The following is a 20538-nucleotide window of genomic DNA, read 5'->3' on the forward strand; positions in this document are numbered from 1 at the left end:
TCTATGAACGTCCTATCGCGCTGGATACTGGCCATCGCCATGGCGGTAGCTCTGGCCCAACCCCTTTCTGCGCAACAGGCTTCGAGTTCGCAAAGCGCGGATGTGGTGGTGAACATGCGCGACGTGGACATCGCGGATGTCGCGCAACAGATATCCCGTATTACTGGCCGCACCATCATCCTTGATCCGGCGGTTCAGGGAACGATCAACGTCACGTCCGCCACACCGCTCAGCCCGTCCGGGGTATGGCAGTTATTCGTTACCGTGCTGCGGGGCCAGGGCTACGCCGTGGTGCGCAACGGGCGCGCATGGCGCGTCGTCCCGCAGGCAACCGCAGCGCGCGAACCGGCCAACGGTTCGGCAGAAGGACGCATCGTTACGCGCCTGATCCCGCTTCGCAGCCTTTCTCCTGAAGCCGCAGCGCGCATATTCAGACCGCTGGTGGCGACTTTCGGCAGCCTGGAACCGGTCACCAATCCCAACGCCATAGTGATCACGGATTATGCCGATAACGTCACCCGCATTGCCGAGCTTGCCAGAAGTCTCGACCGTGGCGGTGCAGCGACCGAAGTGGCAGGATTCGCATCGATTTCCCTTGGCGAGGGGGCGGCAGCCGATGTTGCCGCGGCGATCGAGGCAATCATGGGCGGCGAGGAGGGTGGGCCCCGAGCAGTCGCAGACGAACGGAGCAATATCGTGCTGGTACGCGGCACCAAGGCGGAAATCGCCGAGGCCCGACGCATTGCCCGCACGCTCGACAAACCCAACGGGGAACCGACAGTCGTGCGCGTTATCCGCCTGCGCTACAATGATGCGGAAACGATCACGGATATCGTCGGTGGATTGATCGGCGGGGAAGCGCAGGCCAATAATCCCGTGGCCCGGACATTGGGCGGCGGCACCGGGGGCACCATCGGTGACAACCGCCTTGTGTCCGGGGCCAATCCGGTTCTGGAAACGACCGCTGCTGCGGGGGGACTTCCAACCCTCGGAAACAGTGCCGCATTCGTCGATGACCTGCGCCGACAAGCCGGCAGGCAAGCGGGTTTGGCATCGGCGAACGAACAAGCCCCGGGTTACTCCAGCGAAACGATGTCGATCCAGGCTGCGCCGGAACTTAACGCGATCGTCATTCGCGGCACCAAGTCCGAGGTCGCAACCATCGAAACGCTGATCAACGATCTCGACGTCCGCCGTCCGCAGGTCATGATAGAGGCAGCAATCGTCGAAATCACCGGCGACCAGTCGGAACAACTCGGGATCCAACTGGGACTTGGCGGCGCGGCAGATTTTCCGGTCAACGGCGGGGGCAGCTCGTTCAGCAATCTGGGAGTATCCCTACGCCAAGTGCTCGGCTTGATCGGCGCACCGGCCGCTGCGATTGTGGGTGAAGGACTGAGCGGTGCTGTCGGCAGCCGCGGCGATTTTGCCATCCTGATCCAGGCGCTAAGCCAATCGACGGAGGCCAATCTTCTTTCCACCCCCAGCATCACGACGCTGGACAATCGCCCCGCAGAAATCGTGGTTGGCCAGAATGTCCCCTTTCGTACCGGTAGTTTCGTTTCGCAGGGTGTCACAACAACCCCTTTCACCACCATAGAACGGGCCGATGTGGGCATAACCCTGCGCGTGGTTCCCCGCATCCACGATGGCGATACGGTGCGGCTGGAAGTGAGCCAAGAGGTGTCTTCGCTGGTCGGAAGCGTGGCTGGTGCGGCCGATATCATTACCAATCGCCGGTCGATCCAGACCACGGTGCTCGCTGATGATGGGCAGACGATCGTATTGGGCGGATTGATCAGCGACGATCAAATCGAAACCCGCAGTCAGGTTCCCGTGCTGGGCGACATCCCGATCCTCGGCGAGCTGTTCAAAAGCCGCAGAAACACAAAAACCCGGCGGACGCTGTTCGTGTTTCTACGGCCCACTATCCTGCGGGATCCCGCTGCGGTCGCCGAGGCTTCGGCGGAAAAATACGGCCGGGTGCGCGAAGCGGAAGGCATGCTGGTCATCGACCGCAGCCTGTTGCTGGAACCGCCTCAGGCACGCCTCCCGGCCGAGATCGATGGGATCTACTGACCGCAAGGCTGGGCATAGCCCGCGCCTCAAGCACGAGCCGTGCCTTCGGCCTAGTTGCTAGCGAAACTTAGGCTGGAAAAAGTGGTTCGATAATCCGCGAGGGGATTACCCCGCAATGGTTCGGCCCAGACCACATTCAACTGCCAATCGCCAGCGCGGGGGATCTTGAATGTCGTTTCCCCGCCCCGGCCAGTCCGCTGATTTGCCACCGGCTCGGCGTCATTGGCCAGATCGGTTAGCTTTACCAGTGCGCCGGCAAGCGGACGGCCGCGAAACAACACCTTTACCGGCAAGGTCCGGCCGCTTCCCAGCGCCTGCGGATGGCGAGCCGGGACGATTTCCAGATGGAGATTTACCGGCCTGGTTACGCGTTCGATGGATGCCGCGTCGATGGGGCCGACCTGGACGATGGCCTTGGCCCGGCGGCTGTAGGACTCCCGCCCCTCCGCGCGCTCCAGCCCGTTGCGCTTACGATATTCGGCGATCGGGGTAATTCCCTCGACAGCCACATAATCGTTGAACCGGACAGCGGGCAGGCTGCTTTGCGATGCTTTGGATTGCAAGCCGAACACATAGGCGCCCGGCTTTTCCAACGGGATCCGGGCATCAAATTCGGAGCTGTCGAGCTGCAAAAGTGGGCGTCTGTCGATCAAGCCATCAGGTCCGCGGGTCTTGAACATCATGACGTAATCGGACGGCACGTTCCATCTGCTGCGGTCCTTGCCGTGCCCCACGAACAGCGAGATTGGCATAGTGCCAGGCTCCGCCATCACGAAGCGCGCCGGTTGGATCCAGAAGTCATGCGCGACGGCGGGGCCGGCCAGCAACGCCAATGCGAGTACGGCAATGGTTTTCCGCATTTTGTCTTGCCTTTCTAAAGGGATCGTTGCACTGCCCATACGGGACACCATCGCCACAATACAAGGGCGAACGCTTGATGAGCTTACCGAATTGCCGGCTAACGGTCGCGCTTGGAGCAGCGCTGCTGGCCTGGCACTCCCCCGCGATGGCCCATGAATCCGATTCTCTTATGCTTGGGTTTGTGGGCGGATTCCTGCATCCACTTGCCGGAGCCGATCATCTTCTGGCGATGGTCGCCGTGGGGATATGGGGCGCTTTCTTGGGCAGGCCGTTGGTCTATCTGCTGCCAATGGCGTTCCCCGTGATGATGGCCCTTGGCGGCGTTGCGGCAATGGCCGGGCTTCCCTTGCCGCCGGTCGAAATCGGAATCGCGCTGTCGGTGCTCGTCCTTGGCGCGGCAATCCTGTTTGCCTATCGCGCACCGGTGTGGCTGGCGGTTATTATCGTGGCCATATTCGGCCTTTTCCACGGCTATGCTCATGGCCTCGAGCTCCCATCGATGGCCAATCCGATCAGTTTCAGCTTGGGCTTCGTGCTTTCCACCGGCTTGCTACACATTTGTGGCATCGCCCTGGGGTTGCTGCGCGGTAGCAGCGTCGGCAGTCGGCTACTCCGCGGGACCGGCGGCTTGATAGCGCTGGCGGGTTTTTGGTTCTTTTATTGGGCCGTGCGTTAGCTTGGCCGGGACTGACATTGCCGCCGGCTTGTTGCTGGCGGTGTTGGCCTGCGCGCTAGCCTTCCTGGGTCGGCGCGCCGCGTTTGCGGGCGCGGGAATTGCGGCCGCCGGCACTCTGACGGCAGCGCTGTTCATCGGGCCCGTCCCTGCGGATATTGCCTTGGCCGGGTGCTGGATCAGCGTGGCAATTGCCTCACTCGGCGTTTTTTGGCCACGATATCCGCAGCTTTTGGTGGCAGGATCGTTGCTGTTCAGCGCATTTGCGGGGCTATGCGCGGGCCTCGTTCTGGGGCAACCGGATGCTGGTAGCCATCCATTGACGGTCTTGGCGATACTTCCGCTGGTGCTCGCTCCGGCGATGCTGTGTATCGGGCGAGGATGGGACATCGCACCGCGCATTCTCACCAGTTGGCTGCTGTCGGTGGCCATGCTGGTGGGAGCGATCCCCTATCTGGTCGACCATCCCGGCTACGTTCCCGATCACCGGATGTGACAGCCTAGGGCAGCGGTCCCAAGGTCAGTATGATCTGCCTGCCACCGGCCGAAAACACTGCCCGGTCGGCCTGCGCGGAATCCAGCCGCCATTCGCCTGCATTCTCGCCCAACCCAATCGTGCGGGTCTGGCCATCGGACATTCGCAGCATCACTTCGACATCATCGGGTAGGCGACCCGCTATTCCAATGAGTTCGGGCTGGCTTTCGTCATACCCCGGCATTGTCCCGGGGATTTCTCGAGCGAAGAGCTCCGGCAATTCCTCTACGTCCACAGCACTCAACATTCCCGGGACCGTCCTTGTCGCCCTTCCTGGCATTGAACTCGTGGCCACCTCTGAAGCAATCTTTGGTTCCTCGGCAAATCCGAGAAGGGGCATTGGCGACAACATAAAAAAAGTTGCCGCCAAGATCGGGACGACGGCGAGCGATCGCGAGACAAGATGTCCTTGGCGGATCACTTCGGCTGCGCCCACGGCACTGTCAAGATCGCCGCCAGCCGAGTGCCCGCTGGATCGGGCGTGAATTCCCATTCGACAAAGCGCATGGGAGGGCGACCGCTTTCGATCATCTGCACAGCTGCCAACACGTTGTCCTGAGGGCCAACCAGTTCAATGGTCAACTCTAATGATCCCGCGCCCTCTGGAACAGAGGAAAGCAATCCCAATTGCAGACCCTGTTGCGCGGTATAAGCAATGAGCGCTTGTTCCGCCTGCGCGATGGCCTCGCCGATATTTCGAGCGCTCAGCACTGCGATTTGAGCGGTGCCCCGATTTATTGCGAGCGGCGAACTCCCTGGTTCCAGACCATACGTCACGCGATAATTCCCGGCGCTGTCGCGTTGCTGGCCGAATTCACGATAACCGGAAAGAAGGCTCTGTTCGACGACGGTATCGCGCAAGATATCTGGGTCGGGAGCATTCAGTTCTACCCTTAGACTGCCGTCGCGTTCGACCGCTACGCCTTTGAGCCACTCGGCCGGCAAGTTAGCGAAGGGTTGCCCGGCGATCGTTTCCAATACGCCAACACGGAAAAACGCCGGGTCCGCTACGACTTCATCGGTTCGCGTTGTGGTGAGCCTGTCAGACGGGCCGCCGCGCGAGGGCAGAGCGACCAGTATCCCGGCACTGATGACGAGGCTGACAAGCCACGCCCCCATAGTGACGTGACGCGTTCGCCGCGTTGCTGGCGAAGCATACAGGAACGATAGCCTGTCGTGCTGGGTTCGCGCTTCCAGCATGCACCCGCGCTCCCGCTCCAACCCTCCGACATACCGATCAAGCCAGTCTCGCCGGACCACCGTAATCCGTGCTGTACCCGAAGGGAGTGCAACAGGGTTCGTCCAGACCAGATGCCGTGGTAAGAGAGGCGCGTGATCTGCCAGCATGCGAGACAGATCGCGCCGCCCGGCGGGCATGCGGGGCAATAGGATCTCCAGACATCTAGAGGCCGGAATCAACGCGATGCCAAGCAAATGGGCGAACTCGTCCCCATCGAGTTCGACCGCAGGTGCGGGTTCGCTGATCAACAACGGCGCTTCGGACACAATCATTGGGCGACCAAAAGAACCAATGCGGTACCAAAAAGACCGGCTGCTGTCGTTCTCACCAGCCAGCGGGCTCGGTCGAGTTGGGCAATTCTGCGCTCCTCGTAAAGCGTTTCCAGCCGCGCCGATGATGCAGCCAGCCCCCCCTTCATCAGGACCGCCCTTGACACCGGCGGCAGCGCAAGAGCATCGGCCAGTCCTTTGCGCGTATCCGGCAGCATCCCCCATGTTGGATAGGCAGCATCGAGGCTGGCCGTGGCGATACGAACCGATGCGGATGGAGGCAGTTCGAATTCCGACGCCAAATGAACCATTCCGAAAATGCGCCCACGGATCGTATCCGAACGACGGTCTGAAGCAGTCAGGCTGCGCAGCCAGAAAAACCCCGCTGAAGCCAGCGCGGCGAACGCCATTCCTGCGCCGTTTTCTATTGAATACCAAGCCAGCACGACTGGCAACCAGAGCATCGCCGCTTCGAGGCGTACTGCCCTTGCTTCCCCTGACCTAGCTACGATCGTCCTTTCAAAGGCGCTAAAGCAAATGAGTGCCGCCGCTTGACCGGCTTCGTTGGGGATCGCGGCAAGGGACAAGCGGAGCCATCGCGGGATCAGGTCATTGTCTGTAACCGCCTCACCTAACGAAACACCGTCAGCCAGGCGCCCGGCAAGCTCGATCAAGACAGGATCAAGGGCCGGGGCGAGATGATCGGGTCGGAGTAGTACATCACCCGCTTCCTTTGGGCTGTAGCCAGCCTCGAGCAACTCGGAAAGTGGCGCCCAAGCTGCAGGGGATGGCGCCGCAAGGCTTTGCAGGAATGCGCCTGCCAAGTCGGTCAGACTGTGTTGGCTTTTCCGGTCGTGAGGGAGTGGAACCTGCTCCTGGCGAGTTTCCGGCTTTCCATGAGAGTTCCTTGGCGAACCGTGCAGACTGAACGTCGGGCTTCCAAATTTCGCCAGACACGCGTCGATCTCTTCGGCATGCATATGGTGAGTCTGAATTTGAAGGCCTGTGGCGAACTCCAGCGCAATACGGTGTTCGTCTGGCAGCACACTGGTGCAACCGACTGTAAGCCGATCGCTAGTCTGGTCTAGCAACACAATCCTGCGGGCATGGAGAAATGCCGGGCTCAATCTCCCGACGCGTACAGCAGCTTCGCAGACTGTGAGTCCCGGGTCTGACATCAATTGTCCATTCTCTTGTCAAACGGGAAGCATATGATCCGACGCCATAATCCAATTCACATATCGCACGAAGCAAAAGTTTAGTCTTGTTTGCAGAGCGGAGCCTCGGCCTCAAGGGCAGTGACGTCCAACCATTTTCGTAACCAATGCTCATTGATGCGCTGTTTCATGGGATGGCACGCTACGCCGCGGCGCCTCACGCCATGCGCTTGAAGGTAGTGGGCCGGCTCTTGTGCAGGCGCTGTGCGCAGCGGCTAGGCGACAGCTCGGAAGGCTCCCCATATCGGCGCAGGTCAATTCAACCCTCGCAGTAATGAGATTTCACCGGTCACAATCATCGAGCATGCAGAGATATTTGCTCGCGCTGCTCACGTCGCTGCTGTCGATCTTCCTCGGAGAATCTGTTCCCGCCCCTCGCCATCGGTTCAGATCAAGGGTGGTTCTGCTCCGCGAAACGACACGAATACGAGCAGTCCAAGTGTGGCTATACAAAGATACGTGCCCAGTGGTAGCGCTAGAGTTCTCGCGTCAGCGCCTCCCCGCATGCGCAGACCGGCATCGACGAGACCTATCGCGCAGGCGATTGAAAGGACCAGAGGAAGATCTAGCGCACCTACCCACAAACCGATGGCGCCGAACAACTTGGGGTCGCCACCACCAAGCCCATCTTTGTTCCGCACCCGGCGATATGTCGCCGCGACCAGCCAAAGTATGGCGAACCCTATCACACCGCCAAGCAACCGCAGCGCCATCGTCAAAAATTCGGTCGAGGGGGTCAGGACTGCAACACAAGCCAATGCCGCTAGCAGCGGGTTGGGAAGCCAAAGATGGCGGGCATCGAACCACGCCAGCAGGATCAGCAACCATGCCAACGGTGCCAGCCAGGCCATCCCAGTGCCGAAACAATAAGCTCCCAATATCCCGCAAATGAGTTCGACCTGGCTGTGCCGCCAGCCGATCCGGTGGCCGCAAATACGGCACCTGCCGCGGGCAAGGACCGGCCCGAGCAGAGGTATCAGTTCGTACAAGCTCAAGCGACGTCCACATCCGTCGCAGCGCGAACGACCGCGGTTGGCGCTTTGCCCCCTCGGCCAGCGCCACAGAATTGTTGCGAAGTAGCTCCCGATCACCAATCCGAGGATAAGCCCCAGACCCATGCTGAAGCCCGGAGGCAATGACGACAGATCAGAGACGAGACGATCAACCATCAACGGGTTCAAGCTGAAATGGCTGGCTGGGCCAACCTGCCACTGCAGAAAATTTTCACCTCGACTCTTAAGTAACTGTTTTTGCATAGATCGAAGAATTCATTTCCCCAAATCTAGGTTTGAAATGATGCGAGCTTGTCGCTGATCCAATGTGCGGGGAGCCGAGGTTGGCTGCAGGAGTGGGAACAATTACTCTCGCACTGGCATTGTAGCGATACCCTGAACAGCCGGTTTGAAGTGGCAGTCATTAACCCTTTGCAGATCAGATCAATCCTCCATCGGCGGATCCAACGGCCAACTTGTCGAGCGATGGATGATCGGGGAGGGGTATGAGCTATCGTTACGAGGATCGAAGTCTCGCAAGGCGTGGCCTTGTAGCAACGCTAACCGTGGCAGGGCACGGTTTGGTGATTGTGTTATTCCTTCTGGCTACGTCACCTGGCGAGCCGGTGGATGAGGTACCGACTGTGGCAACCTTCGACGTTGATCAGCCAGGCCCGATTTCTCCGGAACCGCCAAAACCCAAAGAGGTCGAAACGCCTCCGTTGCCACCGGAACCCGTGATCGTGCCGGTAGCGGAAGTCGTGCTTCCTACCGATAATCCGTTGCCGGTTTCTGCGCTGGAGCAGGTCGCATCGGAGGCGTCGGGAGGCGGATGCGATTTGACCGACCCGATCCAGCGCGCCTTGCAGACGGACGTTCGCGTCAATCTGGAACTGCCCTCGGTTGCCCCCGACCGCCGCTCGGTTGCTAACGCTCTTGCCTTGTGGAACGGTGTCTGGATCGAACCGGACCGCCAATTTCCAGAACCGGCTCTGGCCTCAATCAAAGACACGGTTCGCCTGACGGTGGCCGCCGCCTCGGATGCATGTCGCTTGCAAGTCCAGCGCGGACCGCGCCTCATCTATCTTCCTATTCGGAACAGAACGACCGTGCTGGCCTTGGGTTCGGGCGAATGGACCTGGCAACAGGTTGTCGATAGCTCCAACATGGAGCCCGATGGTCCCTGCATTACTTGGCCGTGGCCAAAGCCTCGCAATTCGGGCCAGCTTCAGTGCGACTAAGACCGAATAACGGTACTGTCGTACTGTCGTACTGTCAGTCTTATCGCAACTTATCTCCGATTGAAAAAATTCTCCCCTCCCCCAGCCTGGCTTAAGTCATAAAGTTTCGCCACTCGGCCAGTGTGGCCGAGCGGCGGGTCTTGTAGGTCTGTCGATCAATCAGGTGGCGGTCGGAGCAGAAGTGGTTTTGGACGTCGGCATGGACGGAGCCGAACTTCAGTAACAGCACTGTCAGAGCTAAAGCACCGCTGTTTCCCATATAGGGTAGACAGATATCCTGCGCTCTTGGAAGCTCGATTTGTTCCTGATCTGGGCTGCCGTTGGTTCGCAAAGAGAGGCGCTCGAGTTAGCTCTACTTAGAGGATTTGAACGGCCACGAACCAAAGTGCGGTTAGTCTGACAGTACGCTCCAAAACCCCCACGGACCGGGGCTATTGACGAGCGACCGCTCCGGCACATTCGATCCCACAAGGAGACGTTCTGCTTCCGGCCCAAAAACAGTCAGTCATTTCCCGCGGCTGTGGCCTGCAGGATTAAGCCGATAACACGAATGGCGAGGCACTTGTTTATTGAATGTCCTCCGGCCGATGCGGCCCGCTACCGGTGACGGTCGCATCCCGAAAGGTGCACGCCTCTGCCTGCAGGTGCTTGCGGCGCAACTCGATGTCGTAAAGCGCCAGATTCTCGAGAACGACCGACGCGTGCTCGCCAGCGCGCGGCGAAAGGAACTCGGGCGCAGGCTCATGGAGATTCCCGGCGTCTGTCCGCTCCTGGCGAGCGCCTTCGTCGCCTCGGTCGCCGATCCGACCGTGTTCAGGACCGGGCGCGATCTAGCCGCCCGGATCGGCCGGGTACCCAAGCAGAACTCGTCCGGCGGGAAGGACCGGATCGGCAGCATAACGCGCGAAGAGAACCGATATCTCAGACAGATGCTCGTTGTCGGCGCGATGGCGGTGATCCGATATGCTCAGCGGAACGGAACGAGGCGACCTTGGCTGGTTCAACTGCTCGCGCGTCGCCCTGGCGGTGGCGCTGGCCAACAAGAACGCGCGGATGGTCTGGGCGCTGATGACCAGCGGCGAGCGCTATCGCGAACCGCTGCCAACGGCGGCGTCAGAGCTTCGCGCGGGCTACCGCGCTGAAGATGTTGGAAAGGGCAAAGAAGAGTTGATGCACAAAGCCGGTTGAAACCGCCGGATCGAGAAAACCCATTTTCGGCCGTGGCGCTTCGAGCGCGTGCTTTAAGTCAGGACCCGGTTCGCGCAAACGGCATCATGGCCAGCGGCGTATGACAATGCCGCATCGAAAGGCCGGACACATGGCCGCCTCGACCAGCGCAGAGCGGAACTCTAATAATTCCTTGCCAACGGAGGGCCGTCCACACACGGACCAATTCCCGCTCCTAAGCTGTTGTTGATTGAATGACAGCTTTCGGGAAACGGACTTTTTGTCGCGAACGTCGCAAACTGGGCCGTGACCTGTCTGGCACCTTTTGTCGTTCCAAACGCCACTGCGGACATTCAATGGATTGGCTGACTGGGTCCGGATTCCGCAGTTCCATGCCCGGAACCCGCCAGTCAACAAACGGCATCGAATGCGCGATAGGCGTGACCGCGCGAAAGAAGTCGCAAGTGGCAGAAGACTTGAGGCAAAGGGTTGTGCGGACCGATTAGTACGGCCGCTTGTGCCGCGAGCGCAAGCCGCTCAAGGAGCAATTGCTTCGTCTCCTATTGGCCATTCGTCTGAGTAATTGCATCTCTCCAAGCTTCATAGGCCGCTCTGTTATGGGAGACTTTGTCACATGCTACCTGAGTAGGATGCTCTGTCTTTCGCTGAACCAGGCGAACTCAAGCACCAGATTCGGTGATTACCGGGTGATTGCCAGATTCAGTGCCATCACCCTCGAATTACAAAATTCGATATAAAATACAGTTCTTTAGAACTAAAGATCCACGACATCTGGTACTTCCGCTTCCGCCGCAAATAGGCGCCGGCGCGCAAATCGCGTCGCGCCGACCGCTACCCCACCACTCCGGCGCTCGCCAGCACCGCCAGCGTGAGCATGTCGGGGGCGATCGCGGTCATCGGCGCGATCTGGACCGGCTTTTCCATCCCGATCATCATCGGGCCGATGGTCGCCTCGCCGCCCAGCTCGCGCAGCAGCTTGGCCGAGAGGTTGGCCGACTGCAGCCCGGGCATGATCAGCACATTGGCTGGGCCCGAGAGGCGGCTGAAGGGATAGAGCTTCATCACCTTGGGGTTGAGCGCGGCGTCGGGCGCCATCTCGCCCTCGTATTCGAAGCCCGGCTCCTGCTTGTCGAGCAGCGCCACCGCCGCGCGGATATTGTCCAGCCACTGGCCGGAAGGGTTGCCGAAGGTCGAATACGAGAGGAACGCGACCCGCGGTTCGTGACCCATCCGGCGCGCCACCGAAGCGGTCTCGGTGGCGATATGCGCCAGCTCTTCGGCGGTGGGGCGTTCGTTGATGGTGGTGTCGGCAAGGAAGGTGGTGTGGTTCTTGCCGATCATCATGTGGATGCCGAACGGGGTTGCACCCGGCTTGGGATCGAGCACCCGGCCCACTTCGCGCGCGCTCTGGCTGAAGGTCCGGGTGAGCCCGGTGATCATGCCGTCGCCATGTCCCAGCGCCACCAGCAGCGCGGCAAAGACGTTGCGTTCCTGATTGACCATCCGGGCGACATCGCGCTCGGTATAGCCGCGCCGCTGCAACCGCTTGTAGAGATATTCGTTCATCGCCGGGACCTTGTCCGACAGCGCCGAATTCTCGATGATGTAGCTGTCCGGATCGTCGACCGCGAGCTCGACCAGCTTCTCGCGCACCTTCTCGGTGCGGCCGACCAGGATCGGTTCGCCATAGCCGAAATCGCGGAACTGGATCGCGGCGCGCAACGCCACTTCCTCTTCCGCCTCGGCGAAAACCATCCGGCTGGGGTTGGCCTTGGCGAGGCTGTAGATGTTGGTCAGCGCGGCGGTGGTCGGGTTGAGCCGGGATTTGAGGCGATGCGCGTATTCCTCGAAATCCTCGATGTGCTTGAGCGCCACGCCCGAATCCATCGCCGCCTTCGCGACCGCGCTCGAGACGACCTCGATCAGCCGCGGGTCGAACGGCGCGGGGATGATGTAGTCGCGCCCGAACTGGTGGTTGACGCCGTAAGCCGCGGCGACCTCCTCGGGCACCCGCTCGCGCGCCAGCCGGGCGATCGCTTCGGCGGCGGCGATCTTCATTTCCTCGTTGATCGTGGTCGCCTGGACATCCAGCGCGCCGCGGAAAATGAAGGGGAAGCCAAGCACGTTGTTGACCTGGTTGGGATAGTCGCTGCGCCCGGTGGCAATGATCGCATCGGGGCGCACGGCCTTGGCCTCTTCCGGCATGATCTCGGGGATCGGGTTGGCCATCGCGAAGATGATCGGCTGATCGCCCATATGCGCGATCCATTCGGGCTTGAGCGCACCGGCGGCCGAAAGGCCGAGAAAGATGTTCGCGCCGACCAGCGCCTCTTCGAGGCTGCGCGCGTCGGTGTCGACCGCATGCGCGCTCTTCCACTGGTCCATGCTTTCCTCGCGGCCGCGATAGATCGGGCCGTCGCGGTCGCAGACGATCACGTTTTCGTGCGGCATCCCCATCGCCTTGACCAGCGCGGTGCAGGCGAGTGCGGCGGCACCGGCACCGGCGACCACCATCTTGCAGTCCTTGAGCGGGCGTCCGGTCAGCTCGCATGCATTGATCAGCCCCGCGACCGCGATGATCGCGGTGCCGTGCTGGTCGTCATGCATCACCGGGATGTTCATCTTGTCGCGCAGCGCGGCCTCGATGATGAAGCATTCGGGCGCCTTGATGTCTTCCAGATTGATCCCGCCGAAGGTCGGCTCCATCAGCGCGACTGCGTTGATGAAGGCCTCGGGATCCTCGGTATCGAGCTCGATATCGATCGCATCGACATCGGCGAAGCGCTTGAACAGCACCGCCTTGCCTTCCATCACCGGCTTTGCCGCCAGCGCGCCGAGATTGCCCATGCCGAGGATCGCGGTGCCGTTGGTGATGACCGCAACGAGGTTGGAGCGCGCGGTGTAGCGCGCGGCGTTGGCGGGATCGTCGGCGATCGCCTGGACGGGGTGCGCGACGCCGGGCGAATAGGCGAGGCTGAGGTCGCGCTGGGTCGCCATCGGCTTGGAAGCGACGATCTCGATCTTACCCGGACGGATCGTCTCGTGGTAGAACAGGGCCTCGCGCTCGGTAAAACCGGTCTGCTTCTCTTCGGCCATCGTCGCATCTCCATTCGCTTGCTGGGCCGCCCTAACCCTCCGTCCGGCCAAGCGATAGGGGAAAGGCCGGGTCTGCGCGCTTCCCGAATCGGCTGGCACTTGGCACTCGGGCGCAATGGCCGGCGGCGACACCCCGATGATGCAGCAATACCACGCGCTCAAGGAGCAGGCGGGGGATGCGCTGCTGTTCTACCGGATGGGCGATTTTTTCGAGCTGTTCTTCGAGGACGCGAGGGTGGCCGCTGGCATTCTCGACATCGCGCTGACCAGCCGGGGCGCGCATGATGGCGAGCCGGTGCCGATGTGCGGGGTGCCGGTGCATGCCGCGGAAGGCTATCTCGCGCGGTTGATCCGCGGCGGTTGCCGGGTGGCGATCGCCGAACAGGTCGAGACGCCGGAAGAGGCCAAACAGCGCGGCGGCTCGAAGGCGCTGGTGGCGCGCGACATCGTCCGCTTCGTCACCGCGGGCACGCTGACCGAGGATGCGCTGCTCGATCCGCGCCGTGCCAATCTGCTGGTCGCGATCGCGCCCTTGCGCGACGCGGTCGGGATCGCCGCCTGCGATATCTCGACCGGGCGGATGGAGCTGGAAGAATGCGCCCCCGAGGCGCTCGAGGCGGCGCTGGCACGGCTGGGCGCGAGCGAGCTGGTGGTGCCCGACGATTTCGAACCCGCCCCCGACAACGCGACCCCCCGCCCGCGCGGCGAGTTCCGCAGCGAGGCGGGCGAGGCGCGGCTGAAAGAGCTTCACGGGCTCGCCACGCTCGATGGCCTGGGCGATTTTACCCGCCCCATGCTGGCGGCGGCGGGCGGGTTGCTGGCCTATCTCGACCATGCCGGGCGCGGCGAGATGCCATTCCTGCTACCGCCGCGGGCGCGCGGGGCCACGGCGCATCTGGCGATGGATGCGGCGACAAGGTCGAGCCTCGAGATCCTCGCCGCGCAAGCCGGCGGGCGCGAAGGCAGCCTGCTGGCGACGTTGGATCGCTGCGTCACCGGCGCGGGCGCGCGGCTGCTCGCCGAGGATCTCGCCGCACCGCTGGCCGAGCGTACCGCGATCGAGGCGCGGCTGGCGGCGGTGCGCCATTTCCAGTCCGATCCGCTGCTGCGCGCCGATCTGCGCGGCCTGCTGCGCGGGGCGCCCGATATCGGCCGCGCGCTGGGCCGCGTGGTTGCGGGGCGCGGCAGCCCGCGCGATCTCGGGCAGGTGCGCGACGGATTGTCCGAAGCGCGGCGGATCCGCGACCTGCTGCAGGGCGGCACGGACCTCCCCGAACTGCTCGGGCGGACCAGTGCGGCGCTGGGCGGGCATGCCGAGCTGGTCGATCATCTCGATCTCGCGTTGGTACCCTCGCCCCCGACCGAGCGCGGCCAGGGCGGTTTCATCGCCGCGGGCTACGACCACGCGCTCGACGCGCTGCGCGAAACCAGCGGCAATGCCCGCCGCGCCATCGCCGCGCTCGAGGCGAAATATCGCGACGAGACCGGCACGCCCTCGCTCAAGATCAAGCACAACAAGGTGCTGGGCTATTTCATCGAGGTTCCCGCCAAGCATGCCGACCGGCTGATGGCGGCTGACAGCGGGTTCAGCCATCGCCAGACCATGGCGGGCGCGGTGCGGTTCAATTCGCTGGGGCTCCACGAAGAGGCGACCCGTATCGCCGAAGCGGGCGGACACGCGCTCGCCGCCGAAGACGCGCATTTCGAGGCGCTGGTGGACGAGGTGGTCGCGCGGCGCGAAGCGATCGCCGCCACCGCCGAGGCGCTGGCTCGGATCGATGTCGCAGCCGGGCTGGCCGAACGCGCGGTCGAGGGTGGCTGGTGCAAGCCAGACCTGGTCGACGAACCCTGTCTCGCGATCGAGGCGGGGCGCCATCCGGTGGTCGAGCAGGCATTGTCGCGCGGTAACGAGCGGTTCGTCGCCAACGACTGCATGCTTTCGCCCGACGACCGGCTGTGGCTAATCGGCGGGCCCAATATGGGCGGCAAATCGACGTTTCTGCGCCAGAACGCGCTGATCCTGCTGCTGGCGCAGGCGGGCAGCTTCGTCCCCGCCACCAGCGCGAGGGTGGGCATCGCCGACCGGTTGTTCAGCCGGGTCGGCGCCTCGGACAATCTGGCGCGCGGGCGTTCGACCTTCATGGTCGAGATGGTCGAGACCGCCGCGATCCTCGCGCAGGCAACCGAGCGCAGCTTTGTGATCCTCGACGAGGTCGGGCGCGGGACCTCGACCTATGACGGGATGGCGCTGGCCTGGGCGGTGGTCGAGGCGGTCCACGAGACGCTGCGCTGTCGCTGCCTGTTCGCGACGCATTACCACGAGCTGTCGCGGCTGGCGGAGACCTGCGATTCGCTCAGCCTCCACCATGTCCGCGCGCGCGAATGGAAAGGCGATCTGGTGCTGCTCCACGAGCTTGCCGAGGGCGCTGCGGATCGCAGCTATGGGCTCGCGGTAGCGCGGCTGGCGGGGGTCCCGCCACCCGTGCTCAAGCGCGCCAAGGCAGTCCTCGACAAACTCGAAAAGGGCCGCGCCGCAACCGGCGGACTGGCCGCAGGCCTCGGCGAACTACCGTTATTCGCGGCCAGCGTCGCGGCGGCCGAGGAACGACAAAGCGACCCCTTACGCGATCAGCTCGACGCGCTCGATATCGACCGGCTCAGCCCGCGAGAAGCGCTCGAATTGCTCTACGAGCTCAAGCGGGACGCGGGCGAGCCCGGCTGATCAAGTTCCGTCGCCGCGCAAGCCATCGGGCTTGTGGCCCTTGCCGTACTTGTCGACATTGTCGTCGTGATTGGGTTCGCCCTTGAAGGCATCCATATCGACCCGGCCCGAACTTTCCATGTCGCGCATGTGATCGACCAGATCCTGGGTCGAATCGTTCATCAGACCAGACTTGTTGTCGCTTTTGACGCTTTCGGTGGGCGAACCGGTCTTGGGCGTCAGCTGCTGCGCCTCGGTGGCGACCTGCTGCGCCTGGTTGCGGTGATCGTCCTGCTCGTCATTGTGCAGCTCGGGGGCCTGATCGGCCATCCGCACCTCCTTGCTCTCGCCGCCGTCGGTTTTGCTGTCGGGCTTCGTGTTTTTCGCATCGCTCATTTCATAAACTCCTTTGGAGTGTGAACGAGCGGCGCGGGCGGGCGGTTCCGCCTAGCGTGGGCTAGCGTGTCGGCACCGGCTCCTCGCCGGTGTAATCGTAGAAGCCACGCCCGGTCTTGCGCCCCAGCCAGCCCGCCTCGACATATTTCACCAGCAGCGGCGCGGGGCGATATTTGGAATCGCGGGTGGTCTTGTAGAGCACCATCAGGATATCGAGACAGGTGTCGAGCCCGACGAAATCGGCGAGCTGCAGCGGCCCCATCGGATGGTTGAGCCCGAGCCGGCAACCCTTGTCGATATCGGCGATCCCCGCGGTCGCCTGGCCGAGCAGGAACACCGCCTCGTTGATCATCGGAAGCAAGATGCGGTTGACCACGAAGCCCGGCTCGTCCTGGCTCAGCACCACTTCCTTGCCCAACCCCTCGGCGAAAGCCACCGTGGCCTGGGTGGTCGCCTCGCTGGTGGCGAGCCCGGGAATCACCTCGATCAGCTTCATCACCGGCACCGGATTGAAGAAGTGCAGCCCGATGAAGCGCTCGGGATCGGGCGAGAAATTGGCCATCCTTGTGATCGGGATGGAACTGGTGTTGGATGCCAGGATCGCCTCGGCGCCGAGCACCTTGCCCGCCTTCTCGAAGATCGCCTGCTTGATCTGCTCACGCTCGGTGGCAGCCTCGATGATCAGCTTCGCTTCGGCCATGGGCGCGTAATCGCCGACCGGGGTAATCCGCGCGAGCGTCGCCTCGGCATCGGCGATTTCCAGCTTGCCCCTGCCCACGAGCTTGCCCAGCGCGGCATCGATGCCCGCGACCGAGGCCTGCGCGGTGGCGAGGTCGACATCGGCGAGCAGCACCTGCGTGCCATGCATCGCAACGGTCTGGGCGATGCCCGAACCCATCTGGCCCGCGCCGATCACGGCCACGGTATCGGTCATCGGCTTGGTCATCGAAATTTCCTTCGCACTTGCAGCAAAAAGCGGCTGTTATCGACGTTCGAAGGTCTTGGCTAGCGGTTCGCGCCCGGTACCCACTTCACATCATCAGCGCCATCGGCGTTGGCGACGCGTGCCAGCACGAAGAGATAGTCCGACAATCGGTTGATATAGGCGAGCGCCTGCGGGTTGGTCGGCGCGGTGCCGGCGAGCGCGGTCATCGACCGTTCCGCACGACGGGACGAGGCGCGCGCCAGATGCAGCCGCGCCGCTGCCTCGCTGCCGCCGGGCAGGACGAAGCTGGTCAGCGGTTGGAGCCTGGCGTTGGCCTCGTCGATCCGCGCCTCGAGCCAGTCGACCTGCGCCGCGACGATCCGCAGCACCATCTGCGAGGGCGCGAAATCGTCGCCTTGCTCGGCCGGGGTGGCGATATCGGCGCCGAGATCGAAGAGATCGTTCTGGATCCGGAACAGCGCATCGGCGTGTTCGCCCTTGTCGAGCGCCAGCGCGGCAAAGCCGAGCATGGAATTGGCCTCGTCCACCGCGCCGATCGCTTCCATGCGCAGGGCGTGTTTTTCCAGCCGCGAGCCGTCGACCAGCCCGGTGGTACCATCGTCGCCGGTGCGCGTGTAGATCTTGTTGAGCTTGACCATCGTCCATCCCTGTCTGCGAATACCGGATTACCGGCCTATCGGCGAATACAGGGACGTCCCTCGATCATGTGATGCGTGAAAGCAACCGGGCGCGAACGCCTGCGGGGAAACTAGCGGGCGACGCTCAGCATAACCGCGACCACGAACACCGCCAGCGCCTGATACTTGATGCGCGCGAACATCATCTTGTTCTGCATCGTCTGCATTTCGGTGACGGTTTCTCCCTCGCCCGTCTCCAGATCGATTTTGGTGGTCTTCATGAAGGCCACAATCCCGCGTACCAGCGAGATCACGACGAAAAGACACAGGAGGGCGAGGAGGATGATGAGAAAGGTGTTCATAGCCCAAACAATCTAGGGGGTGCCGAGCGAAATACCATCAGGAAATCGCTGCAAGCGCAGTTGCGCGGCAAGCAAGAGACCATCTTCGCCGCCTGCGCGCCGGTCTTCCAGCGAGGGCGAATTGCGCCGCTTGGCGAGCTTTTTGCCAGCCGCGTCGAGCAGCAGCGGGTGGTGGTGCCAGCGCGGTTCGGGCAGGCCGAGCAGTGCCTGCAGCAGCCGGTGGACATGGCTGGCGGTGAACAGATCCTGCCCGCGGGTGACCAGCGTGACGCCATCGGCAGCATCGTCGAGCGTGGCGGCGAGGTGATAGCTCGCGGGCTCGTCCTTGCGGACCAGCACGACATCGCCGAGCAGTTCGGGCCGCGCCGGTTGTTCGCCCGCGAGCGCATCGGTCCAGGTCAGCGGTCCGGTGCGCGCGATCGCCCTGGCGGTATCCAGCCGCCAGGCCACAGCGCGCCCCGCCACCGGCCCATCGCGTCGGCAGCGCCCGCCATAGACCGGCCCTTCGGGTGCGGTGCTGGCCGATCCAATGCTGGCCGCATCCTCGGCGATTTCCGCGCGGGTGCAGCTACATCGATAGAGCAGGCCCTCGTCGCGCAACCAATCCGCCGCGCGCGCATACTCCGCCAGCCGCGTCGACTGCGCCGGGACCTCGTCCCATTCCAGCCCCAGCCAAGCCAGATCGCGCCGGAACATATCCGCCAGCCCGGCCCGCGAGCGAGCGCCATCGATATCCTCGATCCGCAGCAGGAAACGCCCCCCGGCGTCTCGCGCCAGATCATGTGCCAGATCATGCGCGACCAGCGCCGAATAGGCATGCCCGAGATGCAGCGGACCATTGGGGCTGGGAGCGAAGCGGGTGATGGGCAAGCGGGGCGTCCGGGGTTCGGCTTTGGGGAGAAGTTTGTGGATAGGCTGTCTGTAACAGGCTTGACGCTTTTTCTTGCAAGTGCATTCTGGCTTTCATCGGAGGAACGCTCGAGGTGTTGAGAGCCGAACTGATCGAACGGGCCGCAAGGTTCCGCACCAGCGACGAGGACCCTTCGCGGGACCTGCAGTCCTGCCCCTCGCTGGTGCTCAACGCGGATTACACCCCGCTGTCCTATTACCCGCTCAGCCTGTGGCCGTGGCAGACCGCGATCAAGGCGATCTTCCTCGACCGGGTCGATGTCATCGAGAGCTACGAGCGCCACGTCCATTCGCCCTCGCTCGACATGAAGATCCCCAGCGTGATCGCGCTCAAGCAATATGTCCGGCCGAGCGAGTTTCCCGCCTTCACGCGGTTCAACCTGTTCCTGCGCGACCGGTTTTCCTGCCAGTTCTGCGGCAGCCAGAGCCATCTGACCTTCGACCACGTCCTGCCCCGCAGGCTCGGCGGCAAGACGACCTGGGAAAACATCGCCACCGCCTGCGCACCGTGCAACATGAAAAAGGGCGGCCGCACCCCCAAACAGGCGGGGATGCACCTCTACGCCGAACCGATCCGCCCGACGCATTGGCAATTGCAGCAGTACGGCAAGCAGTTCCCGCCCAACTATCTGCACGAGACGTGGCGCGACTGGCTCTACTGGGACATCGAGCTGGAGGCTTGACCGCTTAGGTTCGTACGTTTGGCGAGGCAGGGCGATGGATTGCTTCGCTACGCTCGCAATGACGAGGGGGCTCATTTGCACGCACCCTCCCCTTCGTCATGGCGAGGAGCGTAGCGACGACGCCATCCACGGACTACCGCTGCAGATCGAAGAACAGATCGCGCCATTCGGGGTTCGCCGCCTCGATCAGCGCGATTTTCCGCTTCCGCGAACCGGCCTTGAGCTGCTTCTCGCGGAGAATCGCATAATCCATCGTCGCGTGGAGCTCGAACCACACCAGATGTTTGCAGCCGTAGCGTTTCGAGAACCCCTCGACCTGACCTTCGCGGTGCTGCCAGGCACGCTTGGGCAGGTCCGAGGTTACCCCGCAGTAGAGCGTGCCGTTGCGGTGGCTGGCCATGAGGTAGACCGCGGGGTGGAAATGGCGGTGTTGGGCCATGGATTGCTTCGCTTTCGCTCGCAATGACGAAGGTGGGTTGGGCAGTCCCTTACCACCCTTTCGTCATGGCGAGGAGCGCAGCGACGACGCCATC

At 62.8% G+C, this 20538-nt stretch carries 19 protein-coding genes and 1 pseudogene; 8 read left to right on the plus strand and 12 right to left on the minus strand.

What is annotated here, in order from left to right:
* Window positions 1-3: 3 nt before the first annotated feature.
* Window positions 4-2079: a type II secretion system secretin GspD gene (gene gspD, locus A9995_RS04430; RefSeq protein ID WP_067609761.1), complete on the plus strand. Its 2076-nt coding sequence runs from the start codon at window positions 4-6 to the stop codon at window positions 2077-2079.
* Window positions 2080-2129: 50 nt separating this feature from the next.
* Here the strand turns inward: gspD and A9995_RS04435 are convergent, their stop codons facing one another.
* Entirely contained in the window at window positions 2130-2939 is an 810-nt protein-coding gene (locus tag A9995_RS04435) for a DUF4198 domain-containing protein (protein ID WP_067609763.1), read from the minus strand.
* Window positions 2940-3016: 77 nt separating this feature from the next.
* Between A9995_RS04435 and A9995_RS04440 the strand changes: the two genes are divergently transcribed.
* Complete coding sequence (locus A9995_RS04440) at window positions 3017-3616, plus strand: HupE/UreJ family protein (protein ID WP_067609765.1); 600 nt, start codon at window positions 3017-3019, stop codon at window positions 3614-3616.
* A 1-nt stretch (window position 3617) separates the two neighbouring features.
* A complete protein-coding gene (locus A9995_RS04445) occupies window positions 3618-4109 on the plus strand; it encodes a hypothetical protein (RefSeq protein WP_067609767.1) in 492 nt (163 codons plus the stop codon).
* Between the two features lie 4 nt (window positions 4110-4113).
* Here the strand turns inward: A9995_RS04445 and A9995_RS04450 are convergent, their stop codons facing one another.
* The 4 genes from A9995_RS04450 to A9995_RS04465 form a co-directional block, all read right to left on the minus strand.
* Window positions 4114-4332, minus strand: a complete 219-nt coding sequence (locus tag A9995_RS04450; protein WP_067609769.1) for a hypothetical protein — start codon at window positions 4330-4332, stop codon at window positions 4114-4116.
* 233 nt (window positions 4333-4565) lie between these two features.
* Complete coding sequence (locus tag A9995_RS04455; protein WP_067609771.1) at window positions 4566-5660, minus strand: hypothetical protein; 1095 nt, start codon at window positions 5658-5660, stop codon at window positions 4566-4568.
* A complete protein-coding gene (locus A9995_RS04460; RefSeq protein ID WP_145916802.1) occupies window positions 5657-6748 on the minus strand; it encodes a hypothetical protein in 1092 nt (363 codons plus the stop codon). The genes A9995_RS04455 and A9995_RS04460 overlap by 4 nt, the downstream gene beginning before the upstream one ends.
* Window positions 6749-7260: 512 nt before the next feature.
* Complete coding sequence (locus A9995_RS04465; RefSeq protein WP_233998082.1) at window positions 7261-8130, minus strand: A24 family peptidase; 870 nt, start codon at window positions 8128-8130, stop codon at window positions 7261-7263.
* A gap of 242 nt (window positions 8131-8372) precedes the next feature.
* Here A9995_RS04465 and A9995_RS04470 point away from each other — a divergent pair, with 242 nt between their 5' ends.
* The 3 genes and pseudogenes from A9995_RS04470 to A9995_RS17305 all read left to right on the plus strand — a co-directional run bounded on the left by A9995_RS04470 (window position 8373) and on the right by A9995_RS17305 (window position 10295).
* Window positions 8373-9107, plus strand: a complete 735-nt coding sequence (locus A9995_RS04470) for a hypothetical protein (protein WP_145916803.1) — start codon at window positions 8373-8375, stop codon at window positions 9105-9107.
* 743 nt (window positions 9108-9850) lie between these two features.
* A pseudogene (locus tag A9995_RS17610) lies at window positions 9851-10015 on the plus strand (transposase); the annotation flags it as partial.
* A 55-nt stretch (window positions 10016-10070) separates the two neighbouring features.
* Window positions 10071-10295 carry a hypothetical protein gene (locus A9995_RS17305; protein ID WP_233998083.1) on the plus strand — a complete coding sequence of 75 codons (225 nt, stop codon included), beginning with the start codon at window positions 10071-10073 and terminating at the stop codon, window positions 10293-10295.
* A gap of 831 nt (window positions 10296-11126) precedes the next feature.
* On the opposite strand, the gene A9995_RS04480 is transcribed toward A9995_RS17305, so the two are convergent.
* Window positions 11127-13391 (minus strand): NADP-dependent malic enzyme, encoded by a 2265-nt coding sequence (locus A9995_RS04480; RefSeq protein ID WP_067609777.1) that lies wholly within the window; start codon window positions 13389-13391, stop codon window positions 11127-11129.
* Window positions 13392-13506: 115 nt separating this feature from the next.
* Here A9995_RS04480 and mutS point away from each other — a divergent pair, with 115 nt between their 5' ends.
* Window positions 13507-16113, plus strand: coding sequence for a DNA mismatch repair protein MutS (mutS, locus tag A9995_RS04485; RefSeq protein WP_199797213.1), 2607 nt, complete (start codon window positions 13507-13509; stop codon window positions 16111-16113).
* On the opposite strand, the gene A9995_RS04490 is transcribed toward mutS, so the two are convergent.
* From A9995_RS04490 to gluQRS, 5 genes are all read right to left on the minus strand, one after another.
* Window positions 16114-16488: a hypothetical protein gene (locus tag A9995_RS04490; RefSeq protein WP_067609779.1), complete on the minus strand. Its 375-nt coding sequence runs from the start codon at window positions 16486-16488 to the stop codon at window positions 16114-16116.
* Window positions 16489-16549: 61 nt separating this feature from the next.
* Window positions 16550-17434, minus strand: coding sequence for a 3-hydroxyacyl-CoA dehydrogenase NAD-binding domain-containing protein (locus tag A9995_RS04495; protein WP_082992481.1), 885 nt, complete (start codon window positions 17432-17434; stop codon window positions 16550-16552).
* 59 nt (window positions 17435-17493) lie between these two features.
* On the minus strand, window positions 17494-18072 hold the full coding sequence (locus A9995_RS04500) for a cob(I)yrinic acid a,c-diamide adenosyltransferase (RefSeq protein WP_067609781.1): 579 nt from the start codon (window positions 18070-18072) through the stop codon (window positions 17494-17496).
* A gap of 110 nt (window positions 18073-18182) precedes the next feature.
* Window positions 18183-18413 carry an HIG1 domain-containing protein gene (locus A9995_RS04505; RefSeq protein ID WP_067609783.1) on the minus strand — a complete coding sequence of 77 codons (231 nt, stop codon included), beginning with the start codon at window positions 18411-18413 and terminating at the stop codon, window positions 18183-18185.
* A gap of 12 nt (window positions 18414-18425) precedes the next feature.
* Window positions 18426-19283, minus strand: coding sequence for a tRNA glutamyl-Q(34) synthetase GluQRS (gene gluQRS, locus A9995_RS04510; RefSeq protein WP_067609786.1), 858 nt, complete (start codon window positions 19281-19283; stop codon window positions 18426-18428).
* 113 nt (window positions 19284-19396) lie between these two features.
* Here gluQRS and A9995_RS04515 point away from each other — a divergent pair, with 113 nt between their 5' ends.
* Window positions 19397-20005, plus strand: a complete 609-nt coding sequence (locus tag A9995_RS04515) for an HNH endonuclease (RefSeq protein WP_067609788.1) — start codon at window positions 19397-19399, stop codon at window positions 20003-20005.
* Between the two features lie 133 nt (window positions 20006-20138).
* Here A9995_RS04515 and A9995_RS04520 read toward each other — a convergent pair whose 3' ends face one another.
* Entirely contained in the window at window positions 20139-20444 is a 306-nt protein-coding gene (locus A9995_RS04520; RefSeq protein ID WP_067609790.1) for a GIY-YIG nuclease family protein, read from the minus strand.
* Window positions 20445-20538 lie beyond the last annotated feature (94 nt).

Source organism: Erythrobacter sp. QSSC1-22B (assembly GCF_001678665.1).
Classification (GTDB): domain Bacteria; phylum Pseudomonadota; class Alphaproteobacteria; order Sphingomonadales; family Sphingomonadaceae; genus Qipengyuania.